The organism is Shimia biformata, assembly GCF_016888515.1.
Lineage (GTDB): Bacteria > Pseudomonadota > Alphaproteobacteria > Rhodobacterales > Rhodobacteraceae > Shimia_A > Shimia_A biformata.
Genome location: NZ_JAFEJK010000002.1, coordinates 334,861 through 357,254 on the forward strand (window position 1 = coordinate 334,861; position 22,394 = coordinate 357,254).

The 22,394-nt window shown below is 61.2% G+C and carries 24 protein-coding genes; 14 read left to right on the top strand and 10 right to left on the bottom strand.

Going from position 1 to position 22,394, the window contains the following annotated elements; translation table 11 throughout:
• Window positions 1-28 precede the first annotated feature (28 nt).
• Together folP and glmM are read left to right on the top strand one after the other, a co-directional pair.
• Window positions 29-1,048 carry a dihydropteroate synthase gene (folP, locus tag JQ863_RS16835; protein ID WP_204115494.1) on the top strand — a complete coding sequence of 340 codons (1,020 nt, stop codon included), beginning with the start codon at window positions 29-31 and terminating at the stop codon, window positions 1,046-1,048.
• The gene (gene glmM / locus JQ863_RS16840; RefSeq protein ID WP_204115495.1) at window positions 1,038-2,381 is read left to right on the top strand and encodes a phosphoglucosamine mutase; all 1,344 of its coding nucleotides are present in this window, start codon (window positions 1,038-1,040) and stop codon (window positions 2,379-2,381) included. The genes folP and glmM overlap by 11 nt, the downstream gene beginning before the upstream one ends.
• 78 nt (window positions 2,382-2,459) lie before the next feature.
• Here the strand turns inward: glmM and JQ863_RS16845 are convergent, their stop codons facing one another.
• Together JQ863_RS16845 and ilvC are read right to left on the bottom strand one after the other, a co-directional pair.
• Window positions 2,460-3,380 (bottom strand): DMT family transporter, encoded by a 921-nt coding sequence (locus JQ863_RS16845; protein ID WP_204115496.1) that lies wholly within the window; start codon window positions 3,378-3,380, stop codon window positions 2,460-2,462.
• Window positions 3,381-3,501: 121 nt separating this feature from the next.
• Window positions 3,502-4,524, bottom strand: a complete 1,023-nt coding sequence (ilvC, locus tag JQ863_RS16850; protein WP_204115497.1) for a ketol-acid reductoisomerase — start codon at window positions 4,522-4,524, stop codon at window positions 3,502-3,504.
• Between the two features lie 133 nt (window positions 4,525-4,657).
• Here ilvC and JQ863_RS16855 point away from each other — a divergent pair, with 133 nt between their 5' ends.
• The 3 genes from JQ863_RS16855 to JQ863_RS16865 all read left to right on the top strand — a co-directional run bounded on the left by JQ863_RS16855 (window position 4,658) and on the right by JQ863_RS16865 (window position 6,799).
• Complete coding sequence (locus tag JQ863_RS16855; protein ID WP_204115498.1) at window positions 4,658-5,113, top strand: Lrp/AsnC family transcriptional regulator; 456 nt, start codon at window positions 4,658-4,660, stop codon at window positions 5,111-5,113.
• A complete protein-coding gene (locus tag JQ863_RS16860) occupies window positions 5,110-5,565 on the top strand; it encodes an Lrp/AsnC family transcriptional regulator (RefSeq protein ID WP_204115499.1) in 456 nt (151 codons plus the stop codon). Before JQ863_RS16855 ends, JQ863_RS16860 begins: the two co-directional genes overlap by 4 nt.
• 115 nt (window positions 5,566-5,680) lie before the next feature.
• The gene (locus tag JQ863_RS16865) at window positions 5,681-6,799 is read left to right on the top strand and encodes an aminotransferase class V-fold PLP-dependent enzyme (RefSeq protein ID WP_204115500.1); all 1,119 of its coding nucleotides are present in this window, start codon (window positions 5,681-5,683) and stop codon (window positions 6,797-6,799) included.
• Between the two features lie 57 nt (window positions 6,800-6,856).
• Here JQ863_RS16865 and JQ863_RS16870 read toward each other — a convergent pair whose 3' ends face one another.
• From JQ863_RS16870 to JQ863_RS16880, 3 genes are all read right to left on the bottom strand, one after another.
• Complete coding sequence (locus tag JQ863_RS16870) at window positions 6,857-8,056, bottom strand: UbiH/UbiF family hydroxylase (RefSeq protein WP_204115501.1); 1,200 nt, start codon at window positions 8,054-8,056, stop codon at window positions 6,857-6,859.
• A gap of 62 nt (window positions 8,057-8,118) precedes the next feature.
• Entirely contained in the window at window positions 8,119-8,364 is a 246-nt protein-coding gene (locus tag JQ863_RS16875) for a hypothetical protein (protein WP_204115502.1), read from the bottom strand.
• Between the two features lie 108 nt (window positions 8,365-8,472).
• Window positions 8,473-9,117, bottom strand: coding sequence for a pyrimidine 5'-nucleotidase (locus tag JQ863_RS16880; RefSeq protein WP_204115503.1), 645 nt, complete (start codon window positions 9,115-9,117; stop codon window positions 8,473-8,475).
• A gap of 110 nt (window positions 9,118-9,227) precedes the next feature.
• On the opposite strand from JQ863_RS16880, the gene JQ863_RS16885 reads away from it, so the two are divergent.
• The gene (locus JQ863_RS16885) at window positions 9,228-9,866 is read left to right on the top strand and encodes a GntR family transcriptional regulator (protein WP_204115504.1); all 639 of its coding nucleotides are present in this window, start codon (window positions 9,228-9,230) and stop codon (window positions 9,864-9,866) included.
• A 6-nt stretch (window positions 9,867-9,872) separates the two neighbouring features.
• Here JQ863_RS16885 and JQ863_RS16890 read toward each other — a convergent pair whose 3' ends face one another.
• Window positions 9,873-11,771, bottom strand: a complete 1,899-nt coding sequence (locus JQ863_RS16890) for a glycosyltransferase family 2 protein (RefSeq protein WP_204115505.1) — start codon at window positions 11,769-11,771, stop codon at window positions 9,873-9,875.
• Window positions 11,772-11,866: 95 nt separating this feature from the next.
• A complete protein-coding gene (gene carA / locus JQ863_RS16895; RefSeq protein WP_204115530.1) occupies window positions 11,867-13,021 on the bottom strand; it encodes a glutamine-hydrolyzing carbamoyl-phosphate synthase small subunit in 1,155 nt (384 codons plus the stop codon).
• Between the two features lie 184 nt (window positions 13,022-13,205).
• Between carA and JQ863_RS16900 the strand changes: the two genes are divergently transcribed.
• Window positions 13,206-13,664: a GatB/YqeY domain-containing protein gene (locus JQ863_RS16900; protein ID WP_204115506.1), complete on the top strand. Its 459-nt coding sequence runs from the start codon at window positions 13,206-13,208 to the stop codon at window positions 13,662-13,664.
• Window positions 13,665-13,724: 60 nt separating this feature from the next.
• Here the strand turns inward: JQ863_RS16900 and JQ863_RS16905 are convergent, their stop codons facing one another.
• Window positions 13,725-14,357, bottom strand: a complete 633-nt coding sequence (locus JQ863_RS16905; protein ID WP_239113518.1) for a helix-turn-helix transcriptional regulator — start codon at window positions 14,355-14,357, stop codon at window positions 13,725-13,727.
• Between the two features lie 105 nt (window positions 14,358-14,462).
• Between JQ863_RS16905 and JQ863_RS16910 the strand changes: the two genes are divergently transcribed.
• The 6 genes from JQ863_RS16910 to JQ863_RS16935 are packed head-to-tail and all read left to right on the top strand — an operon-like array spanning window position 14,463 to window position 20,120.
• Window positions 14,463-15,659: a substrate-binding domain-containing protein gene (locus JQ863_RS16910; RefSeq protein ID WP_204115507.1), complete on the top strand. Its 1,197-nt coding sequence runs from the start codon at window positions 14,463-14,465 to the stop codon at window positions 15,657-15,659.
• A gap of 60 nt (window positions 15,660-15,719) precedes the next feature.
• Window positions 15,720-16,487: an ABC transporter ATP-binding protein gene (locus JQ863_RS16915; protein ID WP_204115508.1), complete on the top strand. Its 768-nt coding sequence runs from the start codon at window positions 15,720-15,722 to the stop codon at window positions 16,485-16,487.
• A complete protein-coding gene (locus JQ863_RS16920; protein ID WP_204115509.1) occupies window positions 16,484-17,188 on the top strand; it encodes an ABC transporter ATP-binding protein in 705 nt (234 codons plus the stop codon). Before JQ863_RS16915 ends, JQ863_RS16920 begins: the two co-directional genes overlap by 4 nt.
• A 13-nt stretch (window positions 17,189-17,201) precedes the next feature.
• Window positions 17,202-18,194: a branched-chain amino acid ABC transporter permease gene (locus JQ863_RS16925; RefSeq protein WP_204115510.1), complete on the top strand. Its 993-nt coding sequence runs from the start codon at window positions 17,202-17,204 to the stop codon at window positions 18,192-18,194.
• Window positions 18,195-18,204: 10 nt separating this feature from the next.
• The gene (locus tag JQ863_RS16930) at window positions 18,205-19,287 is read left to right on the top strand and encodes a branched-chain amino acid ABC transporter permease (RefSeq protein WP_204115511.1); all 1,083 of its coding nucleotides are present in this window, start codon (window positions 18,205-18,207) and stop codon (window positions 19,285-19,287) included.
• Window positions 19,287-20,120 (top strand): alpha/beta fold hydrolase, encoded by an 834-nt coding sequence (locus JQ863_RS16935; RefSeq protein ID WP_204115512.1) that lies wholly within the window; start codon window positions 19,287-19,289, stop codon window positions 20,118-20,120. The genes JQ863_RS16930 and JQ863_RS16935 overlap by 1 nt, the downstream gene beginning before the upstream one ends.
• 64 nt (window positions 20,121-20,184) lie before the next feature.
• Here the strand turns inward: JQ863_RS16935 and JQ863_RS16940 are convergent, their stop codons facing one another.
• Window positions 20,185-21,057 carry an amidohydrolase family protein gene (locus JQ863_RS16940; protein WP_204115513.1) on the bottom strand — a complete coding sequence of 291 codons (873 nt, stop codon included), beginning with the start codon at window positions 21,055-21,057 and terminating at the stop codon, window positions 20,185-20,187.
• Window positions 21,058-21,068: 11 nt separating this feature from the next.
• Window positions 21,069-22,073, bottom strand: a complete 1,005-nt coding sequence (locus JQ863_RS16945) for an ester cyclase (protein WP_204115514.1) — start codon at window positions 22,071-22,073, stop codon at window positions 21,069-21,071.
• 136 nt (window positions 22,074-22,209) lie between these two features.
• Here JQ863_RS16945 and JQ863_RS16950 point away from each other — a divergent pair.
• Window positions 22,210-22,394, top strand: a 185-nt coding sequence (locus tag JQ863_RS16950) for an ATP-binding cassette domain-containing protein (protein WP_204115515.1), incomplete at its 3' end; no start/stop codon positions are given.

Consider the following 22,394-nt stretch of genomic DNA (forward strand, 5'->3'; position numbering starts at 1 on the left):
AAAGGGCGGTTTTTCCGCATGACGAGGCATGGTTGACTATTTCCGCGCCATTCCGCAGACTGATCCCGCCCGCCCGGATGACGCCCTGCCGCTTGCCGGTGGCTGGAGCTGGTTCACACAGGTAGAGCATCTGCGCCGCGATGCGCCGTCTCGCATTGTCCCCGCAAGCGAAATACCGTCCGATGTGCGGGAGGCGATAACCGCCCCGCGTGACCGAATTGCCGGGCTGCGCATGGATCGGCCACATATCATGGGCATCCTCAACGTCACGCCTGACAGCTTTTCCGACGGTGGAGAACATTATGGCCCGGCGCGCGCTTTGGCCCATGCGCGCCGCATGGTGGATGCCGGCGCGACGCTGGTCGACATTGGCGGGGAATCGACCCGCCCCGGCGCCAGTTTCGTGCCACACGAGGCCGAGATCGCCCGCACAGCGCCCGCAATTGCCGCGGTGACCAATGTCGTCGGTGTCCCGGTCTCGATCGACACCCGCAAAGCGGAGGTCGCGAGCGCTGCGCTGGAAAACGGTGCGGCGCTGGTAAACGACGTGTCCGGTTTCACGTATGACCCGAAACTTGCCCCCCTTTGCGCCAAGGCCGGGGTGCCCGTCTGCGTGATGCATGCCCAGGGTGATCCCGCGACCATGCAGGACAATCCGACCTACGACGACGTTCTTCTGGACGTCTATGATTTTCTTGCGGCGCAGGTCGCCTTCCTGACCGGGCTGGGTATCCCGCGCAGCCAGATTATCGTCGATCCCGGAATCGGTTTCGGAAAGACGCTGCATCACAACCTTGCGCTTCTGTCTCGCATCAGCCTGTTCCACGCGCTGGGATGTCCTATCCTTCTGGGCGCCTCGCGCAAAGGGTTCATACGAACCATCGGCAATGCGCCCGACCCCAAGGCCCGATCCTGCGGGTCCGTGGCTGTTGCGCTTGAGGGAATTGCCCAGGGCGTGCAGATAGTGCGCGCCCATGACGTCGAAGACACCCGACAAGCACTGTTACTTTGGCAGGCCGTCACAACAGGAGAGTATAATGCCGCGTAAACTGTTCGGAACGGATGGGGTCCGAGGCACCTCGAATGTACACCCGATGACCGCGGAAATGGCGCTTCGGATCGGGGCCGCAGTGGGCCGGTATTTCCGCAATGACGGCACCAACGAACACCGGGTTGTCATCGGCAAGGACACCCGGCTGTCGGGCTACATGTTCGAGAACGCGCTGACCGCGGGGCTGACCTCGACGGGCATGAACGTGCTGCTGCTTGGTCCGGTGCCGACCCCGGCTGTGGGCCTGTTGACCACATCGATGCGGGCCGATCTTGGGGTGATGATCTCGGCCAGCCACAACCCGGCCATTGACAACGGCATCAAGTTCTTCGGGCCTGACGGGTTCAAACTGTCGGACGATGCCGAAACCCAGATCGAAGCGCTGGTTGAAAGCGGTGTCACCGCCGCGATTTCGGAAAACATCGGCCGGGCCAAACGGGTCGACGACGGGCGTTTCCGCTATATCGAGCGGGTGAAATCGTCGCTGCCAAAGGATGTGCCGCTACGCGGGATCAAGGTGGTGATCGATTGCTCGAATGGTGCCGCCTATCGCGCCGCGCCCGAAGCGCTTTGGGAGCTGGGGGCCGAAGTGATCCCCGTCGGCGTCTCACCGGACGGTCTGAACATCAACCAGGGCTGTGGCTCGACCAACACCCGCGCGGCGGTGGAAACCGTGATAGCCCATGGTGCGGATGTGGGGATTTGCCTTGATGGTGACGCCGACCGGGTGATGATCATCGACGAAAAGGGGCAGGTCGCAGACGGTGACCAGATCATGGCACTGTTGGCGTCCCGTTGGGCGGCCTCTGGTCGGCTCAAAGGGGGCAAGCTGGTGGCGACGGTAATGTCCAACCTAGGATTGGAACGCTTCCTCGAAGGACAGGGGCTGGGGCTGGAACGAACCGCCGTCGGCGACCGCTATGTGGTCGAGGCCATGCGCAAGGGCGGGTTCAACCTGGGCGGAGAGCAATCCGGTCATATCGTCATGACGGATTACGCCACCACCGGCGACGGGCTTCTGGCCGGTCTGCAATTCCTTGTGGCTATGGTGGAAACCGGCAAACCCGCGTCGGAACTGACACGGGTCTTCGAAACCGTGCCGCAACTGCTCAAGAATGTCCGCTATGGATCTGGTCAGACCCCGCTTGAGACGGCCTCGGTGAAATCCGCCATCGCTGATGCCGAGGCGCGTCTTGTTGGCAAGGGCCGCCTGTTGATCCGCAAATCCGGCACCGAGCCGCTGGTGCGGGTCATGGCGGAATGCGAAGACGACGGGTTGTTGATGCAGGTGGTCGACGGCATCGTGGCTGAAATCGAAGCGGCGCTCTGAGACGCGGTTTCTCTTTCGGCAAATACCTTGGGGGTGAATTGGCGTCAGCCAAGAGGGGGCAAGGCCCCCTTTTGCCAGTCAACTTTTGCCAAACAGCCGCTTCAAAGCCCCATACTGACTGAGGCAGACGCCGGTCAGGATCAGGGCCAGCGCCCAGAACAGGCTAGGGGGCAGGGGCTCGCCCAGGATCAGCGCGCCCAGCACCATCGACCAGATTGGCACCTGGTAGTTTGTCAGGCTCATGAAGGTCGGCCCGGCGCTGCGGATCACCATCACGCGCAGAAGGTTCGCAGCCGCAGTGGGCACCATGCCAAGAACAACGATGATGAGAAGGATATCCCAGGCCACGGGCGGGGGCGGTCCTTCGACGATATAGGCCGCAGGCAGGACGATGCAGGAGCCGATCAGCAATTGCACAGTGGCAAGCCCGATCGTGTCCATTGGCGGCAGGCGCCGCATCATGACCGAACTTGATGCATAGCAGGCGGTCGCCAACAAAATGGTGATCCGCCCGGCCCATTCAAGCTCTGACCCGCTGGATTCAAACGCCTGCGCCCCCATCAGGACCGCGACCCCGGCGAAGCCGACCAGAAAGCCCATAACCTTGCGCAGAGACATGGTTTCTTCTGGCAAAAAGATATAGGCCAGCGGCAATACCATCAGCGCGACAGAGGCCATTGAAACGCCAGTAAACCCCGAGGTGACGTATTGCTGTCCCCACGAAATCAACATGAACGGCACCGCCGAGGACAAGGCGCCGGTGATGATCAGTGGCACCCGGCCGTCGCGCCGCGAAGGGTCTTTCCACAGGGCAAACCCCCGCATCCACCAGAAGACCACCATCAAGAGCGCGGCAAACCCGATACGTCCCGCCGCCAGCCAGAACGGGGTAATACCCCGCAAGGCCAGTTCGATCACCATGAAGGTCGACCCCCAGACAAGACCCAGTGTCGCCACCATCAGCCAGTCCCGGCGTGTGATATGTGCCTCGTCGCTCATCGTGATCCTTGATGTGTTAACGGTTCCGCACCTGACCGCGCAGAAAGGCCGGGGTCAAGTCCATCCGGCACAAAAAAGGGCGCCCGACCGGGCGCCCTTTGTCAACGGATCCGGTCAGGGATCAGTTCTTTTCCTTGTCGACCATCTTGCCGGCCGAGATCCACGGCATCATGCCGCGCAGCTTGGCGCCGGTTTCCTCGATCATGTGCTCGTCATTGGCACGGCGCGAGGCCTTGATCGTCGGCTGGCCAACGGCGTTTTCCAGCATGAAGTCACGCACGAACTTGCCCTGCTGGATGTCCGACAGCACCTCTTTCATCGCCTTCTTGGTCTGCTCATAGGGCAGGATGCGCGGGCCGGTTACGTACTGACCATACTCGGCGGTGTTCGAGATCGAGTAATCCATGTTGGCAATGCCGCCTTCATAGATCAGGTCAACAATCAGCTTCACCTCGTGCAGACACTCGAAATAGGCCATTTCCGGCGCGTATCCGGCTTCGACCAGAGTTTCGAAACCGCAGCGGATCAGTTCGACCAGACCGCCGCACAGAACCGCCTGCTCGCCGAACAGGTCGGTTTCGCATTCTTCGCGGAAGTTGGTTTCGATGATGCCCGAGCGACCGCCACCGATGGCCGAGCAGTAGGACAGGCCGATTTCCAGCGCCTTGCCGGTTGCGTCGTTGTCCACGGCCACAAGGCAGGGCACGCCGCCGCCTTTGACATATTCGCCGCGCACAGTGTGACCGGGGCCTTTCGGGGCCATCATGATGACGTCGACGCCTTCTTTCGGCTCGATCAGGCCGAAATGCACGTTCAGGCCGTGGGCAAAGGCAATGGCCGAGCCGGGCTTGAGGTTGTCATGCACGTATTTCTTGTAGGTCTCTGCCTGAAGCTCATCGGGCATGGTGAACATGATGACGTCGCACCATGCGGCGGCTTCGGCGATGCCCATCACGGTCAGGCCTTCGGCTTCGGCTTTCTTGGCCGAGGGTGAGCCTTCGCGCAGCGCAACGGCAATGTTCTTGGCGCCCGAGTCGCGCAGGTTCAGCGCGTGGGCATGGCCTTGCGAGCCATAGCCCAGGATGGCCACTTTCTTGTCCTTGATCAGGTTGATGTCGCAATCGCGATCATAGTAAACGCGCATGATTTTCTCCTCGCGGGTCAATGTCTGGCGGCGATCATAGTCAGGTCGCGCCGGGATGCGAGAGGGATTTGGGTGAGAACCCATGTAAATGTGGCAATTGCTATTCTTCATTTTTCAAAATAGTGAAGAGATCATGCTTGATGATCTCGACCGACGCATACTGCGCCAATTGCAGGCCGACCCGGAACAGCCGATTCCCGATCTTGCCGAGCGCACCGGGTTGTCCCCGGCACGCCTGACCCGCCGCCTTGACCGGCTGCGCGACCGCGGCATCCTGCGGGGCATCCGGGGGGTGATCGACTGGCAGGCGCTGGGCTATTCTGTGGAAGTGTCGCTGCGGGTTACACTCGACAAGACACAACCCAACGCCTTTGACGAAATCATCGCCGCCGCCCGCGACATTCCCGAAGTGACCGAGATTCAGACCTTCCTTGGCCGCGTCGACCTGCGGCTTTCGGTGATTGCCCGCGACATGACCCATTACCAACAGCTTTACCGCGATCGCATCATGACCCTGCCGCATATCGCCGATATCGAGGCGCTGATGCATGTCGCACGGCTGAAAGCCAACGAAAGCCTGCCGATATGACCGCGCTTGATGACATCGATCGCGCGATCCTGCGTCACCTTGCGACGGATGCGACCCTGTCCGCCGGGGCGCTGGGGCGCGAGATTGGCCTGTCGCAACCCGCCACATGGCGGAGGGTCAAACGGTTGCAAGAGGCAGGGATCCTCGCCCGCCGCCGTCTTGACCTTGACCTTGAACAGCTTGGCTTTGGCGTCACCGTCTTTCTGGGCATCAAGTTGGCGACCAAGGGTCGTGTCAGCCTTGAGGATTTCGAGCGCGCCGTGGTCGCCATCCCCGAGGTGCAGACCGTAGAGCATGTACTGGGCCTATATGACTATCGCCTGCGCGTCGTTGCCCGCGACATCGCCGATTTCGAACGCATCTTGCGCCGCCGCATTATGACGCTGCCCGGCGCGGGCGAGGTCGAGGCCAACGTGCTTTTGTCGGAAGAACGGCGACCGGGGCCGCTTTGACATCGGGTGTAGTCGTCCAAAAAAACACACGGCGCAGAGGCGTCGCTTGACTGAAGCCGTTGCCATTAGAGGCGCAAGCCACTACCCCTTCAATAAAACAACAGGAGTGATTGACATGGCATCGGAAATCGATCCCGGCGGGTTGCAGGAATTTTCGGTAGTTTTCACCGACCGGTCGCTGAACCACATGTCAAAAGCATTTCAGGCGGTGATGAACGACATCTCGTCGATGCTGAAACAGGTCTACAATGCCGAAGCGGTCGCGCTGATCCCCGGCGGCGGTACCTACGCGATGGAGGCGGTTGCCCGCCAGTTCGCCCGCGATGCCAAGACGCTGGTGGTGCGCAACGGCTGGTTCTCTTACCGCTGGAGCCAGATTTTCGAGGCTGGCGGGCTGCCGGCTCAGTCGACCGTCCTGAAGGCGCGCCAGACCGGGAACGGGCCGCAATCCCCCTTCGCGCCCGCGCCGATCGAAGAGGTCACCGACCGAATCCGCGAAGAAAAACCGGACGTGGTCTTTGCTCCACACGTTGAGACTTCGGCGGGGGTGATCCTGCCGGATGACTATATACGTGACATGGCCGCCGCCGCGCATGAGGTTGGCGCGTTAATGGTGCTGGACTGCATCGCCAGCGGTTGTGTCTGGATCGACATGAAGGCCCTGGGCGTCGATGTTCTGGTTTCGGCCCCGCAAAAAGGCTGGTCGGCGTCCCCCTCGGCAGGGTTGGTGATGATGTCCGGCCGCGCTCTGGACCGCCTGCAGGAAACCCAGTCCGACAGTTTCGCAATCGATCTCAGGAAATGGCACGACATCATGGCGGCCTATGAAAACGGCGGTCACGCCTATCATGCCACCATGCCGACGGACGCGCTGCGCGCTTTCCGCGACACCATGGCCGAAACCCGCGACTATGGCTTCGATCGCCTGCGCGACGCACAATGGGCGCTGGGCAATGGCGTGCGCGCTATGCTGGCCGAGAAAGGCATCACCTCGGTTGCCGCCGAAGGTTTCGGCGCGCCCGGCGTCGTGGTCAGCTATACCACCGATCCAAATGTCCAGAACGGAAGCAAGTTCGCAGCAGAAGGTATGCAGATCGCGGCAGGCGTGCCGCTGGCCTGTGACGAACCCGAAGGTTTCATGACCTTCCGTCTTGGCCTCTTCGGGCTCGACAAGCTCTATGATGTCGACGGCACCATCACGCGGTTGAAGGCGGTCATCGACAAGGTACTCTGACCCTTCCTCTTGCCGAAAATACCTCGGGGGTCCGGGGGTGGAACCCCCGGCCTTACCTCAGCGGACGCCAAGCCCCATCTGCATCAGGGTCTTGCGTACCGGAGACAGCGAATAAAGCGCGTTCAGCCCCATCGCGCGGGCATCGCGCAGCCCGCGCGTCTCGACCATCGAGGCGCGGTTCAACATGTCGATCCCTTTTACGCGCAGCTTGACCTCGGTGAAACGCTTGCGGTGATAGGTTTCTAGCATCCCCGCCGACCCGAGATCCCCGGGCGCGGATTTTGCAAGGTCCAGCAATATGCGCATGTCGCCAAGGCTCATGTTCAACCCCTGGGCGCCGATGGGGGGTACGACATGGGCGGCCTCGGCCACCAGCGCGATCCGCTCGCCCCACAGCCGGTCTGCCGATTGCGAGATGATCGGCCAGATCGTGCGACGCGATGCCAGGGTCAGGGGGCCGAAAAGGGAACAGCTGCGTTCCGTCATGGCGGCCTCGAACGCGGGCACATCCATTTCGAACAATTCCTTCGCGCGCGGCCCGCGTTCCATCCAGACCAGCGCCGATGATGGCTGACCCTTGTAATCCGGCAGCGGCACAAGTGTAAACGGCCCGCCCGAGCGATGGATCTCGGTCGAGACGTTCTGGTGCGGGATCGGATGCGTCACGGCGAGGGCCAGCGCCTTCTGGCCATAGCGTGTGGTGTGGATGCTGATTCCCGCCGCCTCTCGCATGGGCGAATTGCGGCCATCGGCGGCAATGACCAGTTTCGTCCGCACTTTCGATCCGTCCGAAAGGCCCACCCGTGCTTCGCTCATCCGTGTGAACAATGAGGTGGTCGCGGTTCCAAGGCGCAGGTCGACATTCTCCATCTCATCCAACCGCGCCACCATTTCGCGCCGCAACAGCCAGTTGGGAAGGTTCCAGCCAAAAGGCAGATCGGAAATGTCGGAGGCGTTGAAATCCTTGACGATGCGCGGTTCGGGCTGGTCGCCGCCAGCATCGACGATGCGCATGATTTGCAGGGGCGCGGCATGGGGGGCCAGACGCTCCCACAGGCCAGCCTCATCCAGAAGCCCGCGCGCCGGTTGCAGAAAAGCCGTCGTGCGCAGATCAGACCCTTCGACGTCGCGTTCGGTGATGGGTGGCGCGGGATCCACACAGAGAACCGAGAATCCGGCTCTGCCAAAGGCGGCGGCCGCCGTCAGTCCGGCAATCCCGCCGCCGGAAATCACGATGTCATATCGGGTCTGTGTCATGGCCTTGGCCTCCTGCCGCGCACCCTAGTGCCGGTGACGCGGCGATGGAAGAGGGCGACGTGTCACCCTTTCGAAATCAGGACCAGCATGCCGAACAGGAAAGGCACGGCGATCACTGCTGGAATATAAAGACCCGGAAGGCCAAAGGCGGCAATCGCGCCGCCCCACATGGCCAAAACGCAAAGCACACCCGCAATGATGGCTTTCACCGGTGCGTCCGGTGTGGCGTGATGGTGATGGGTCGTGATCGCCAGATCTTCGGTTGTCTCGGCCATGTCGGGCTGGATGTCGCGGGGTTCGAAACTCATTACACTGATCCTGTTTCCAAGGGTTACAGCGCTCAGATAGGACTGCGCGCGCCCGACAAAAGGCGGTGCGCGAAATGCCGCAGCGTCCCTGCGCGGTTTTTTGCTTGGTCAGGTGATCCGTGCCAGGAAATCGGTCAGGTCATCGGTGTGGTGATGGATATGGTCGGCCTCGTGACGTTCCGGCGCGACATGCACGGTACGCATGCCCATCTGGTGTGGCGCGACAAGGTTGCGGTGGTCATCTTCGAACATGGCCGCCGTTTCCGTCGTGACCCCGTCCAGCCCGAACACAGTTTCGAAGGCGGCGCGTTCGGGTTTTGGTAGAAAACCGGCATGTTCGACGCCATAGACCGCGTCAAACAACCCATCCAGCCCGCGTGCCGCCAGCACACGTTTGGCATAAGGCGCGGTGCCGTTGGTATAGACGATGCGCCGCCCCGGCAGCGCCTCGATCCGCGCCGCAAGACGTTCGTCCGGCTCAAGCCCGTCAAAATTGATCTCGTGAACCTCGGTCAGGTAAGGGCCGGGATCGACGTCATGCACGCGCATCAGGCCGGCCAGCGTGGTGCCGTATTCGGCCCAGTATTGCCGCCGCAAAGCGTCCGCGGTGGGTTGATCAACCCCCAGCGCGTCCATGACATATTGCGTCATCCGCACCTCGATCTGGTCAAACAGACGGGCGGATGGCGGATAAAGCGTGTTGTCGAGGTCAAAGACCCAAGTCGTGACATGGGTGAAGTTGTCGCGTGGCATGGCTGCAATCTAGCGATTTGGAACGGGCGGGGCAATCCGACGGAGGGTTGCATGACAGGATGGGGCGGGCATAGTCTCTTGGAATTGTGAAATCGAAGAAGAAGGCCGGCATGAGCGACTCACGACCTCAGAACAGGGACGCCTATTCCCTGATCCTCGAAGCCATTGATGTCGGCGTCTACCGCCCCGGCGACAGGCTGGTGGAAAGCGAACTGGCCGAGCGTTTCGGCGTCTCGCGCACCCCGATCCGCGAGGCATTGCAACGGCTTGAGACGCAATCGCTGCTGGCGCGGGATGGGCGGTCGCTGATCGTTGCGTCGCTGGATCACAACCAGATGGCCGAACTTTACGTCGTGCGCGCCGAATTGGAAGGGTTGGCGGCGCGGCTGGCGGCCCGTCATGCCACTGCCGAAGAGGTGCGTGTCCTGCGTGACATGGTGGCTGACGATGCGGCGCTGGTAAAAGATCCGCCTGCACTGGCGCGTGCCAACCGGCGGTTTCACAAGCAGATCCACCTGGCGTCGCACAACCGCTATCTGGTGCAGCAACTTGACCTTGTGCATCGGTCGATGGCATTGATGGCCACGACATCGCTTGCGGCCGAAGGCCGGGGCGAGGACGCGTTGGCCGAGCATGACCGCATCGTGAACGCAATCGAAAGTCGCAACGAAGCCGAAGCCTATTCCGCTTTGCGTGACCATATCTCAAAGGCTTTTGTGACCCGCCTGAAGCAGGATGCCCGCAACTAGCGTGCATCATGTTGTGGTCTGGATGCCCCCGCGCCCCTCAATGGTGGTGCCGTGGCTGGTCTTGTCCCAATAACAGGGATCGCTGACCAACTCGATCACTGCCTTGATTGCCGCAATAGTCGCCAGCGTGAAATACGGCGCCATTGTCGGAATCGCCCAGAGCAGGCGCGACCTCCCGGTGCCGCGCAGGGCAATGGTTGCGATGGTCGCGTCCAGCAAGCCGCACAGGACAAATGCGGCGAAAAGGGCATTGCGCGACGTGTCGCCAAGATAAGTCTCCAGCGGGTGATTCAGGCCGAACCATCCCAACATGAACAGCCAGATCATCGGGGCCAGGACAAACTGGGTCAGCGCACATCCAAACATGATCTGGAAACCCAGGAATTGCCGTGTGCCAAGCTCTCGCCACAGGCGCAGCGGCTGACGCATATGCACCAGGTAAGTCACCATATAGCCCTTCAACCAGCGCGATCTTTGCCGCACCCAGGGCCAGAACTGGCAACAGGCCTCTTCGTGGGTGACGGTCGGGATCATGCGGGTGCGATACCCAAGCCGCGCCAGCCGGATGCCAAGGTCAGCGTCCTCGGTCACGTTATGGGCATCCCACCGACCCATCGCCTCGATCGCGTCGCGCCGCAGGAACAGCGTCGTGCCGCCCAGGGGAATCGCCAGGCCCAGTCGTTGCGCGCCCTGCAGGATAACCCGGAACCAGCTGGAATATTCGACCGTGAAGCACCGTGACACCCAGTTCGTATAGGGGTTGTAATAGTCCAGAATTCCCTGCAGGCAGACGACGTCGGGTGGGGCATGGGCAAAGGACCGGGCGACGATGTTCAACTGGTCGGGCTGTGGAGCGTCCTCGGCATCCCAGATCCCGATGATCTCTCCTCGGCAGTGATCCAGCGCATAGTTCAGAGCGCGCGGTTTGGTGGTCAGTCCCGACGGGCCGCCGGGCACTGAAATCACGCGCATCCAATGCGGCAGGCGGGTCTGGTTCAGCGCGTCGCGGGTGATCGTGTCGTGTTCCTCCAGCACGATCAGGACCTCAAGCAGCGCCTTGGGATAATCCAACCGTGACAGCCGCTTGATCAGTGCCGGGGCGATTTCGGGTTCTCGAAACAACGGCACCATGACCGAGATGCGCGGCAGGACGCCTGCCGGGGCGGCGGTGATAACTTGCGGGTCCGCCTTACGGGGGCTTGTGAGATGGGCAAGAAGTGCAACCATTTTGAAGCAGGACATCGCCAGCAAACCGCAGAGCGCGACCGCCGAAAGGCCAGCCGCCACGGGACCGGAAAACAAAAGGAAAAGCAACAGTGCCACCGTGCCAAACGCGGTTAACAGAACCGTCTGTGCATGGCTTCTGCGGGTCCAGCTTCGACAGCTGAACTCGGCATCGACCCGGGTTTCGGCAGCCAGTGTTAGTTCTGTGCGGAAGGTCGCTTCGATGGCCGAGGTCACCTGAGTTTCTGGGGACGATGCGATGACATAGGTCGGAAACCCCTCTGGCAGGGCGCGGGACAGGCTGTCGGCGCGATCTGGGCGGCCTGTTGCAAGGACAACAATGTCGCCGACCTTCCGCAACGGGATCACGTTGTGGCGCAGGCAGGTCTCGGGGGGCAGAAGATATGCCAGTGTCGGGTCGGGCGGGGTCCGGGTCAGGTCCGCGCAAGGAAGCGCCTGCTCAATGCCGATGGCATCCAGTTTTTGGGTTTCGTTGATCCAACCGCGGGAAAACAGGATTTCCGGTAAGGTCGCGTCCCACTCGCGTTCAAAACGGCGGGCGTGAAACAATTGCCAGGGCGCAATGACCCCTTGTTCGAGCAGGTGACGACCAACAGGCAGCTGGCGCTTGGCCGTGGATACCGGTTGCGGTGCCGCCAGCGACAAGCGTGGTTCACTCATACCCTGACAGCCCCCGGTGCATTGTTGTCCCTTTTCGAGGGATCACAATGCGTTAGGAGGGGTTAACAAGCTGTTAAGACAGGTAGAGCCGTCCCCTAGACCCGCGCGGCCATATGCTCGGCAAAACGCTCGAACAGATAGAAGCTGTCCTGCGGGCCGGGGCTGGCTTCGGGGTGGTGCTGGACCGAATAGACCGGGCGATCTGCGATGCGGATACCGCAGTTCGATCCGTCAAACAGCGACACATGCGTTTCGACGACGCCTTCGGGCAGGGTCTGGCTGTCGACGGCGAAGCCATGGTTCATCGAGGTGATCTCAACCTTGCCGGTTTCGTGGTCCTTGACCGGGTGGTTGGCCCCGTGATGGCCGTGGTTCATCTTGACCGTCTTGGCGCCCAGCGCCAGGGCCAGCATCTGGTGGCCAAGGCAGATACCGAAGACCGGCAGGTCGGTCTTCAGAATGTCGCGGATCATGGGCACGGCATATTCACCGGTAGCCGCCGGGTCGCCGGGGCCGTTCGACAGGAACACACCGTCAGGATTGTGGGCCAGAACCTCGTCCGCCGTAGCAGTGGCGGGCAGGACAGTCACATCGCAGCCGACTGACGCCAGGCAACGCAGGATGTTGCGCTTGGCACCGTAGTCGACCGCGACAACCTTGAACTTGGGATCTTCGAGCCGGGAATAGCCGTCCGGCCAGGCCCAGCGCATTTCGTCCCAGCGATAGGACTGGGCGCAGGTCACTTGCTTGGCAAGGTCCAGCCCCTCAAGTCCCGAGAATTCGCGGGCTTTGGCAACCAGCGCTTCGATGTCGAAATTGCCGTCCGGGTCATGGGCCAGCGCCACATGCGGCGCCCCTTGCTGACGGATCGCACGGGTCAGGCGGCGGGTGTCGACACCCCCGATGGCGATGCGTCCGCGCGCCGCCAGCCAGTTTGACAGCGTATCGGCCGAGCGCCAGTTCGACGGCGCAGTCGGATCCCACTTGACCACCATACCTTCGGCGACCGGGTCGCCGGTCTCGTCATCCTCGGGCGTCACGCCGGTATTGCCGATATGGGGGAAGGTGAATGTCACGATCTGACCAGCATAGGATGGGTCGGTCATGATTTCCTGATAGCCGGTCATCGCGGTGTTGAAACACAGCTCGGCAACCGTTTCACCCGTTGCCCCGAAACCGCGGCCATAGAATATCGTGCCATCCGCAAGTGCGAGGCAGGCGGTTGGGGTGTTTTTCGGGTTCTCGGACATCATGCGACTCTCCAGCGGCCAAATTGTCGGGAAACTATGTCGGGCAGGGCTTGGGGTCAAGGGAGGCGGTAAAATGAAATATTAAGTAAAAGCAATGACTTAGCGTATTGCTTCGGCGGTTGCCAGCCTGCGAGTGTTTCAATATATTGCAACATTCCGGCTCATCACTCAGGGCAAACAGAAAATGACTATCCGAAATGACATCAATACCGCGCTGAAACAGGCCATGCGCGATCGGGCCGCTGAGCGGCTGTCGACGCTGCGTCTGATCAATGCGGCGATCAAGGATCGTGACATTGCGGCACGGGTCGAGGACAGCGAAGGTGGCGTCGGGGATGACGACATCATGGCGATCCTTGCCAAAATGGTGAAGCAACGCCAGGAAAGCGCCCGGACCTACGAAGAAGGCGGGCGTCTGGACCTGGCGGAGCGGGAACTGGCCGAGATCTCGGTGATTGAGGAATTCCTGCCGCGCCAATTGTCCGAAGACGAAGTCGCTGCCGCGATTGCCGCCGCGATCGAAGAAGTCGGCGCAAGTTCGATCCGCGACATGGGCAAGATCATGGGCGCGCTCAAGGCGAAATACACCGGTCAGATGGATTTCGGCAAGGTTGGCCCGCTGGTCAAGGACAAGCTGGCCTGACGACGCTGGTTTGACGTGACCCGGTCCTGCCTTGCGTCGGCAGGACCCGGTTTCAGCCGTTCAGTTGGTAAAGATATGCGCCTGCGGCACGCCACTCATGGCGGATAGCAGCGCATTGGTGTTTGAAACGCCGAATTTCTTGTGTAACCGGGCGCGATAGACCTCGACCGTGCGGTGCGAGATATCCAGCACGCGCGCAATCTCCTTCGATGTACGTCCCTCGGACAAAAGCCCCACAACCTCGTGTTCGCGCGGTGTGAGCGGGTGATAGGGGCGGTGACCTGACAGATCGGCAAACGTCCACACGGCGCGGGCCAGCGGATTTTCCTGGGTCAGCGAATGGCCCCGGACGCGGGTCCAGAACAGGGTGCCATCTTTCCGCGCCATGACGCGTTCATCCCAATAGGTATTGGTCTCGCGCAGCGCCTGAACACCACGGTCGCGGATTTTGACGAATTCGTCGTGGGTCGGATAAAGGAACTCGAACGACTGATCGATCAGGTCGTCGCGGTCATAGCCAAACATCACGGCAAAGGCCGGGTTGCAGGCGCGGATCACGCGGCTTTCGGTCACCACGATCCCAACCGGAGAATGCTCATAGGCAAGCGCAGCCAGATCGCCCGTGGCAAAGGCCCGGTCGATCGTGTCGCATGTGCCGATCCCATCGATCGCGTCGATACGTGTTTTCCCCAACTTGTTTCCCCGTCCCCTTCTTGCGACCCTGACCCTACTGAAAAGCACCTGCTTTCAACAACCCCGAAAGGGGAGACGACACCAATTGTCGGGGAGGACAAACCGATGAAAATGTTTACCCGCGTTCTCGCGGCGGCGGGCCTGTCTTTGGGACTGGCCGTGCCTGCTTTTGCCGAGGACCCGATCAAGATCGCGCTCGTACACGGAATTTCCGGTTCAAGCTTCGAGGTCTTTTCCAAACAGACCCACACCGGGTTCGAGATGGGGCTGGAATATGCCACCGGCGGCTCGATGGAAGTGAAGGGCCGCAAGATCGAACTGATCCTGAAGGACACGCAGTTCAAGCCCGACGTGGCCCGCGCGGTTCTGGCCGAGGCCTATGGCGACGATGATGTTCTTCTGGCCGTTGGCGGCACCTCGTCCGGCGTGACCAAGGGACTTTTGCCGATTGCCGAGGAATACGAAAAGATCCTGCTGGTCGAGCCGGCGGTTGCGGACTCGCTGACAGGACCGGACAGCAACCGCTATGTCTTCAAGACCTCGCGCAACTCGTCGATGGACATGCAGGCGCAGGCGCTTGCGCTGAAACCGGATGAGAACCTCTATGTCGCGACGCTGGCCGAAGACTATGCCTTTGGCCGCGACGGGATCGCTGCATTCAAGGCGGCGCTGGACGGTTCGGGCGCAACTGTCGTGACCGAAGAATACGTGCCGCTGAAGACCACCGACTTCACCGCAGCAACCGAACGCATGTTCAACGCGCTGAAGGACAAGGAAGGCCGCAAGGTCATCCTGATCTATGTCGCAGGTGGCGGTGACCCGATGGGCAAGATCCAGGCCATGCAGCCTGAACGTTTCGGCATCGAGATCTCGACCGGCGGTCACATCCTGCCCGTTCTGCCGACCTACAAGCGGGTGCCGGGCATGGAGGGCGCGGTCTATTACTATTACGAAGCCTTCGACAACCCGATCAACAACTGGCTGGTCAAAGAGCATCAGAAACGTTTCGACAGCCCGCCGGACTTCTTTACCGCAGGCGGCATGGCGGCGGCTCTGGCTGTGGTCAAGGCGATCGAAACGGCCGAGACCATCGACACCGAAGGGCTGATCGCGGCGATGGAAGGCATGACATGGGACACCCCCAAAGGCCCGATGACCTTCCGCCCGGAAGATCACCAGGCGCTGCAATCCATGCTGCACTTCAAGATCCGCGTCGATGACAACGTCGACTGGGCGATCCCGGAAAAGGTGCGCATCATCGAAGCCAGCGAAATGAACATCCCCGTCGGTCGCACCAACTAAGCGATACCGGCACTCCTTGCCCGCCGCGTTGCGGGCAGGGAGGACACAAAGAGAATTCTCATGTCACACCCATCCCTTGTCACCGAGGATCTGACGATCCGCTTCGGCGGCCATGTGGCTGTCAACAAGGTCTCTTGCACGTTCAATCCCGGCGAACTGACGGTCATCGTCGGTCCGAACGGGGCGGGCAAGACCACCTATTTCAACATGATCTCGGGACAATTGCCGCCTTCCGAGGGCCGCGTCCTGAAAGACGGGATCGACCTGACGCGCATGGCACCCTCTGCCCGCGCCCGCCACGGGGTGGGCCGGGCGTTCCAGTTGACGAACCTGTTTCCGAAACTGACCGTCCTGGAAAACATCCGCCTTGCGGTGCAGGCGCAGGAAGGTGCCGGGCGCAATTTCTTCACACCGGTGCGCCGCTTCACCGAATTGACCGCTCGCGCCGAGCGTTACCTTGAGGCGACGCGGCTGGAAAAGGTCGCCCATATGACCGCCGCCGCGCTGCCCCACGGTGACCAGCGCAAGCTTGAAGTCGCGCTTCTGATGGCGATGGAACCTGACATCTACATGTTCGACGAACCCACGGCGGGCATGTCGCTGGACCACGCGCCGGATGTTCTGGACCTGATTGCCGAGATCAAACACGACAAGTCCAAGACCGTGCTGCTGGTCGAACACAAGATGGACGTGGTGCGCGCGCTGGCTGACCGCATCATCGTTCTGCACAACGGCGAATTGATCGCCGATGGCGACCCGGACGAGGTGATGTCGTCCCGTATCGTGCGCGAGGTCTACCTCGGCGCGGCAGAGGAGACCACGGCATGAGCCTTCTCTCACTCAAACAGATGAAAACCGATATCGGCCAATATCACGTGCTGCATGACGTGACGCTTGAGTTGCCCGAAGGCGGTGTCTTTGTCCTTCTTGGGCGCAATGGGGCGGGCAAGACAACGACCCTGCGATCGATCATGGGGCTGTGGCAGCCTTCGCCGGGCTCGGTCACGTTTCGCGGGCAGGACATCGCGGGGATGCATACATCCGATATCGCCCGGCTGGGCATTGCCTATGTGCCCGAGAACATGGGGATATTCGGCGGTCTCACGGTCGAGGAAAACCTTGTTCTGGCAACCAAGGCGGGCAAATTCGACCAAACGCGTCTGAACCGTATCTACGAGCTGTTCCCGGCGATGGAAAAGTTCTGGACGAAACAGGCGTGGTCCCTCTCTGGCGGTCAAAAACAGATGCTGGCCGTCAGCCGCGCCATCATCGAACCGCGCGACCTGATCCTGATCGACGAGCCGACCAAGGGGCTGGCCCCCTCGATCATCCACGCCATGGGCGAGGCATTCCGCGAGATTTCGGTCGATACGACGATCCTTCTGGTCGAACAGAATTTCAACTTCGCCAAAAGCCTTGGCCGCGACATGGCCGTGATTGACGACGGGCGTGTCGTGCATGCCGGTACGATGACAGATTTTATCGCCAACCAAGAGCTTCAGGACAGCCTTCTTGGGCTGTCGGCATGAGGAGCGAAAAGAGATGACCAACATATCCGACCTTGTCACCCGCGCCGGTGGCGTTTTCCTTCTGCCTGTCGCTGTCGCGATTGTCGCCTTTTTCCTGATCGGCGTGCCGTCAAGCTGGCTGACGCTGACCATCGCCGGGCTTGCGATGGGGATGATGATATTCCTCATGGCGTCCGGTCTCAGCCTTGTTTTCGGCCTGATGGATGTCCTCAACTTCGGCCATTCCGCCTTTGTCAGCTTCGGCGCCTTTGTCGCCGCATCCGTGCTGGCGTGGCTATCGGGGTGGCTGGGGTCACCTTCGGTGATCCTCAATTCGCTCGCCCTGATCCTCGCCATCGCCGCGGCGGTGGTGTTCGGCCTTGGCGCGGGCTGGTTCTTTGAGCGGGTGATTGTCAAACCCGTCTACCACGACCATTTGCGCCAGATCCTGATCACCATGGGCGCGCTGATCGTGGCCGAACAGATGATCCTTGCGATCTGGGGCGGCGCACCGGTGTCGGTGCCGCGTCCGCATTTTCTGGAAGGGTCCATTATCATCGGCGATGCCTCGGTCGAGATCTATCGCATCTTCGCCTTCTGTCTTGGCGCGGCGGTCTATGTCGCGCTGCATGTCCTGCTCAACCGAACCCGGATCGGCCTTTTGATCCGCGCGGGCGTCGAGAACCGAGAAATGGTCGAGGCACTGGGCTTCCGCATCGACCGGCTGTTCATCGGGGTCTTCATGCTGGGGTCCGGCCTTGCGGCCATGGGCGGCGCGATGTGGGCCGGGTATGAAACCCTGATCACCCCAGCACTTGGCGCAGAGATGATGATCATCGTCTTTATCGTCGTGATCATCGGCGGGCTGGGGTCCATTCAGGGCACGCTTCTGGGCGCGATCATGGTGGGGCTGTTTGCCAACTATGTCGGCTTTCTCGCGCCGAAAATGGCGCTGGCGTCGAACATGATCCTGATGATGGTCATTCTGCTGTGGCGGCCCTCGGGCCTTGCCCCGGCGGTGAAGTGAGGGTGGGACAATGAATACTGCTGTGACACATCCCGCAAACAAGGGCGACCTGATCGTCAAGGCCATCGTTCTTGTCATTGCCGCCGCACTGCTGTTCGCGCCCTTCCTGTTTCAGGACGTGCGTTCGGTCGAGGTGGCGGCGCGTATCTGCATCTTTGTGGTGCTGGTCGCGTCCTATGACCTTCTGATCGGCTATACCGGCATCGTCAGCTTTGCCCACACCATGTTCTTCGGCTTCGGCGCTTACGGTGTTGCGATCCTGCTAAAGCAGATGGGGCCGGGCTGGGGGCCGGTTGTTCTTGGCACGCTGGCGGGCGTGACGGTCTCGATCATCGTCGCCACGCTGATCGGCCTCTTGTCCCTGCGCGTGAAGGCGATCTTCTTTGCCATGATCACGCTGGCGGCGGCCTCGGTCGTGCTGGTGCTGGCGTCGCAATTGTCGGGCTTCACCGGCGGAGAGGACGGGATCACCTATCGCGTGCCGGATCTGTTCAAACCGGCCACCAAGCTGATGGTGGACGAGGACGGCAAGGTCCTGCGCATCCTTGGCGTGAAGATGAACGGCAAACTGGCGGCCTATTACTTCGTCTTCCTGACCTGCTTCATTCTGTTCCTGTTCTTGTTGCGCGTCGTCGCCTCTCCGCTGGGCACCGTTCTTGAAGCCATCCGCGAGAACGAGGGACGCGCCGAGGGCATCGGGTATCGCGTCGTCGCCTATCGCACCTTCGTGTTCTGCCTGGCCGCGACCATGGCCTCGATTGCTGGCTCGGTCTATGCCGTCTGGCTGAAATACACAGGACCCGACACTGCGCTGTCTTTTGCCATCATGATCGACATCCTGCTGATGGTGGTGATCGGCGGCATGGGAACGATGTGGGGGGCGGTGATTGGTGCGACGCTGATGGTGCTGGCGCAATACTATCTGCGTGACCTGATGGCCGTGGCATCCGAGGCGACAAGTGCCATCCCGCTGTTGCCCGATCTGCTTGCGCCGGATCGCTGGCTGTTCTGGCTGGGGATCATTTTCATCCTGCTGGTCTATTTCTTCCCTGCTGGTCTGGCCGGAACGATCATGAAGAAGGAAAGCCACTGATGCCCCATTCCGCCTTCCTCGCCCTGCCGGGGCACGAGTTGCACGTAACCGAATGGGGTAGCCCGACCAACCCGGCACTTGTGATGTGGCATGGACTGGCGCGGACGGGCCGGGATTTTGACGAGTTGGCCGAGGCCCTGTCCGATCAATGGTTCGTGATCTGCCCCGATACGCCGGGACGGGGGATGTCGTCCTGGGCGTCAGACCCGACCAGGCACTATGGCCCGGCACATTTCGCCGATCTCGCTGCGGCGATGCTGGATCACTACGGGATCGAGGCCTGCGACTGGCTGGGCACCTCGATGGGCGGGCTGATCGGAATTCACTTTGCCACCGGTCCGTACAAGACGCGGATCAGGCGGCTGATCATCAATGACATCGGTCCCGAAATCCCGGCGCCCGCGGTGGAGCGCATCCTGACCTATGCTGTCGAATTGCCCGAGTTTGCCAGCTTTGCCGAGGGCGAAGATTGGCTGCGTCAGGTCTATGCTCCCTTTGGTCCGGCCGGGGATGCGTTCTGGGCGCGTATGGCCGAAACTTCGCTTCGGCGAAAGGGCAATGGCAAGCTGACGCTGCATTACGATCCCGCCATGGTGCGGTTCCTGTCCGACTATCCCGATGAGTTGGACAACTGGGCTCGTTTCAATGCGTTGGACTTGCCTGTTCATGTGATCTGGGGCACCCAATCGGACATCCTGACCGCCGATATCTTGGAACGGATGCGCGCTGCGCCCTGCAATCCAACGGTCTGGGACGTCCCCGATTGCGGCCATGCCCCGACCTTGTCGCGCGAGGCGGACATCGCAAGGGTGCGCCAGATGCTGACGTCCTGACGCCGGGCACAGACTTTTGGGTTCGCGCCAGACCCGCGTCGCACGGCAGGCACGATCCATCATGCTAGGTCAGGCCATAGAAACGCGCCGCAGTGCCGCCAAAGACCGCGTTTTGCATGTCATCCGGCACCAGCGACCAATGCCGCTGAAACGTCGTTGCGTAGTTGGCATAGAGAGAATCCACGGGGAAATTGGATCCCCACATACACCTGTCCGGCCCAAACTGTTCTAGACAAATTTCGACAATCGGTGCGACCGACTTTGCGGACCAACCATGTTCAAACATGCCCAAACCGGACAGTTTGCAGGTCACATGGGGCAGGGCGGACAGGGTCTTGATCCGTGTTGCCCAGTCCCGCAACCCATCTGCGCTGCGGTCGTGTGGCGAACCGGCGTGGCACAGCGCAACCGGCGTATCCGGCGCATCTGACAGGACACGGACGGCGCCGGGCATCAGGTCGGGGATCAGCTGCAAATCGAAGGACAATCCGCGTCGGCCTACCTCCCGCAATCCCTCCAGGAACCGGGGGTCCTGCAACAGCGCGTTGGTGCCGGTGCGCGCGTCCTCGCCCGGCGCGCGGCCAACGATCTGACGCACCCCGCGCACGGTTGGCAGCGCCTGCAACCGACCAAGCTGTTCGGGGAGGTCATCTGCGGTCAAGTCGCAATAGGCAACCTGCGCTGCCGGGAAACCGGGGTTGGCATCGGCCACCGACTGAACCCATCGCGCCTCGGCCAGACCATCTGCTGCCCCAACCTGAATATGGACGGACGCAGAGATGCCCTGCGCCTGCGCATCGCGGCGGAACTCATCGACCAGATAATCGCGCTGGATCGCGGTTGGGTCGCCAAAGAACCGCGCCGCACCCGGCTCCATGAGCCACGGATAATGCACTGCGTTCAGATCCCAAAGGTGATGATGCGCGTCAATCCTCATGGCCAGGTCCTTTATGTGCGCGGGACCTCAGCCATGCGTCCCAGGATATCAACGCCCAGCTGGTTCCAGAAGTGCAGCAGATCGATGAAGATCCAGTTCTCGGCCAGCTTGTCGCCGTCACGGCGATAGATGTCGATCACCCGGAATTCACCAAGCGTTTCCGAAGCGGGCATGCCCATGAAGCCGCCGGTGTGCCGGGCTGTGAAATTGGGCCAGCCAAAAAAACCTCCGTAATGGCCCTCGGCCATGCGGCAAATGTGCGTGGTCTTGCTGCGGTCGGCAAAAGCCGCGCGGAACGGGCCGGAATGCTGCTTGGCATAGCGCGGAATGGTATAGGTCGCGCCGATCCCGGCTGGCCCCCACCAGATCATATCCTCGGCCCAGGTCCGGCGCAGTTCCTCTTCCAACGGCAGGCTGCCCTTCCATTGGCCAAGGTCGGTGATCATTGCGTTGATTACACGCAGGGTCTCGGTCCCTTCGGCTTCGGGCGCGTCGGCGAACATCAAGGCGTCATGCGGCATCGGGCCGGGTTGAACCAGATGCGCCGCGGTCTGAGGCGGGAAAGGCTGAAGCCCTGCCTGCATCATCAAGTGCGGAATGTCGAAATACATCGCGGTTTCCGCGATGCGACCATTTTCGATCCGGTTGAACTCGCAATAACGCAGCATTGCGATTTTCCCGGTCGGCTGAATGCCCAGCCACGGCGCATCGAACAGGCCCATCAGGTGTCCCATTGAGACCACCCAGACCGTTTGATGCCCGTCAATTTCGTTGGTGCCAGCCATGAAGACATCCAAGCGGCGTTGCATATGGGCAAGGGCCATCTTCAGTGGTTTCCAGAACCGGGTTGCCACGGAATCGGCGCCGGTCAACTCGTGAAAGGGGTGATAGCCACGCCACAAGTAGTCGGGTGCCGTGAATTGCGCCAGCACATCTGACACCTGCTCGGGGGAAGCATGGTCAAGCGCATCATAGAGCGACCGAACCAGTTGTTTCTCGACGCTAAAATCGGTCATCAGTCATGTACTTCCTGTTGAGATCATGTCGGTTTGCATACGTTTGCAAAAAAGTCTTGCCAGACTCACCCTAAAGAGTCTAGCGTAATTGCAAGCGTATGCAAATTCCATTTCCGACCTTGGGGGACTCTCGATCATGGCCGAAATCCAGCTGCGTAACGTGGGCAAGCGCTGGGGGACGTTTGTCGGGGTCGACAACTTCGATCTGACCATTGCCGACAAGGAGTTCCTGGTGCTTTTGGGTCCCTCGGGATGCGGCAAGACCACGACGATGCGGATGATTGCCGGGCTGGAAGATGCCAGCGAGGGCGACATTCTGAT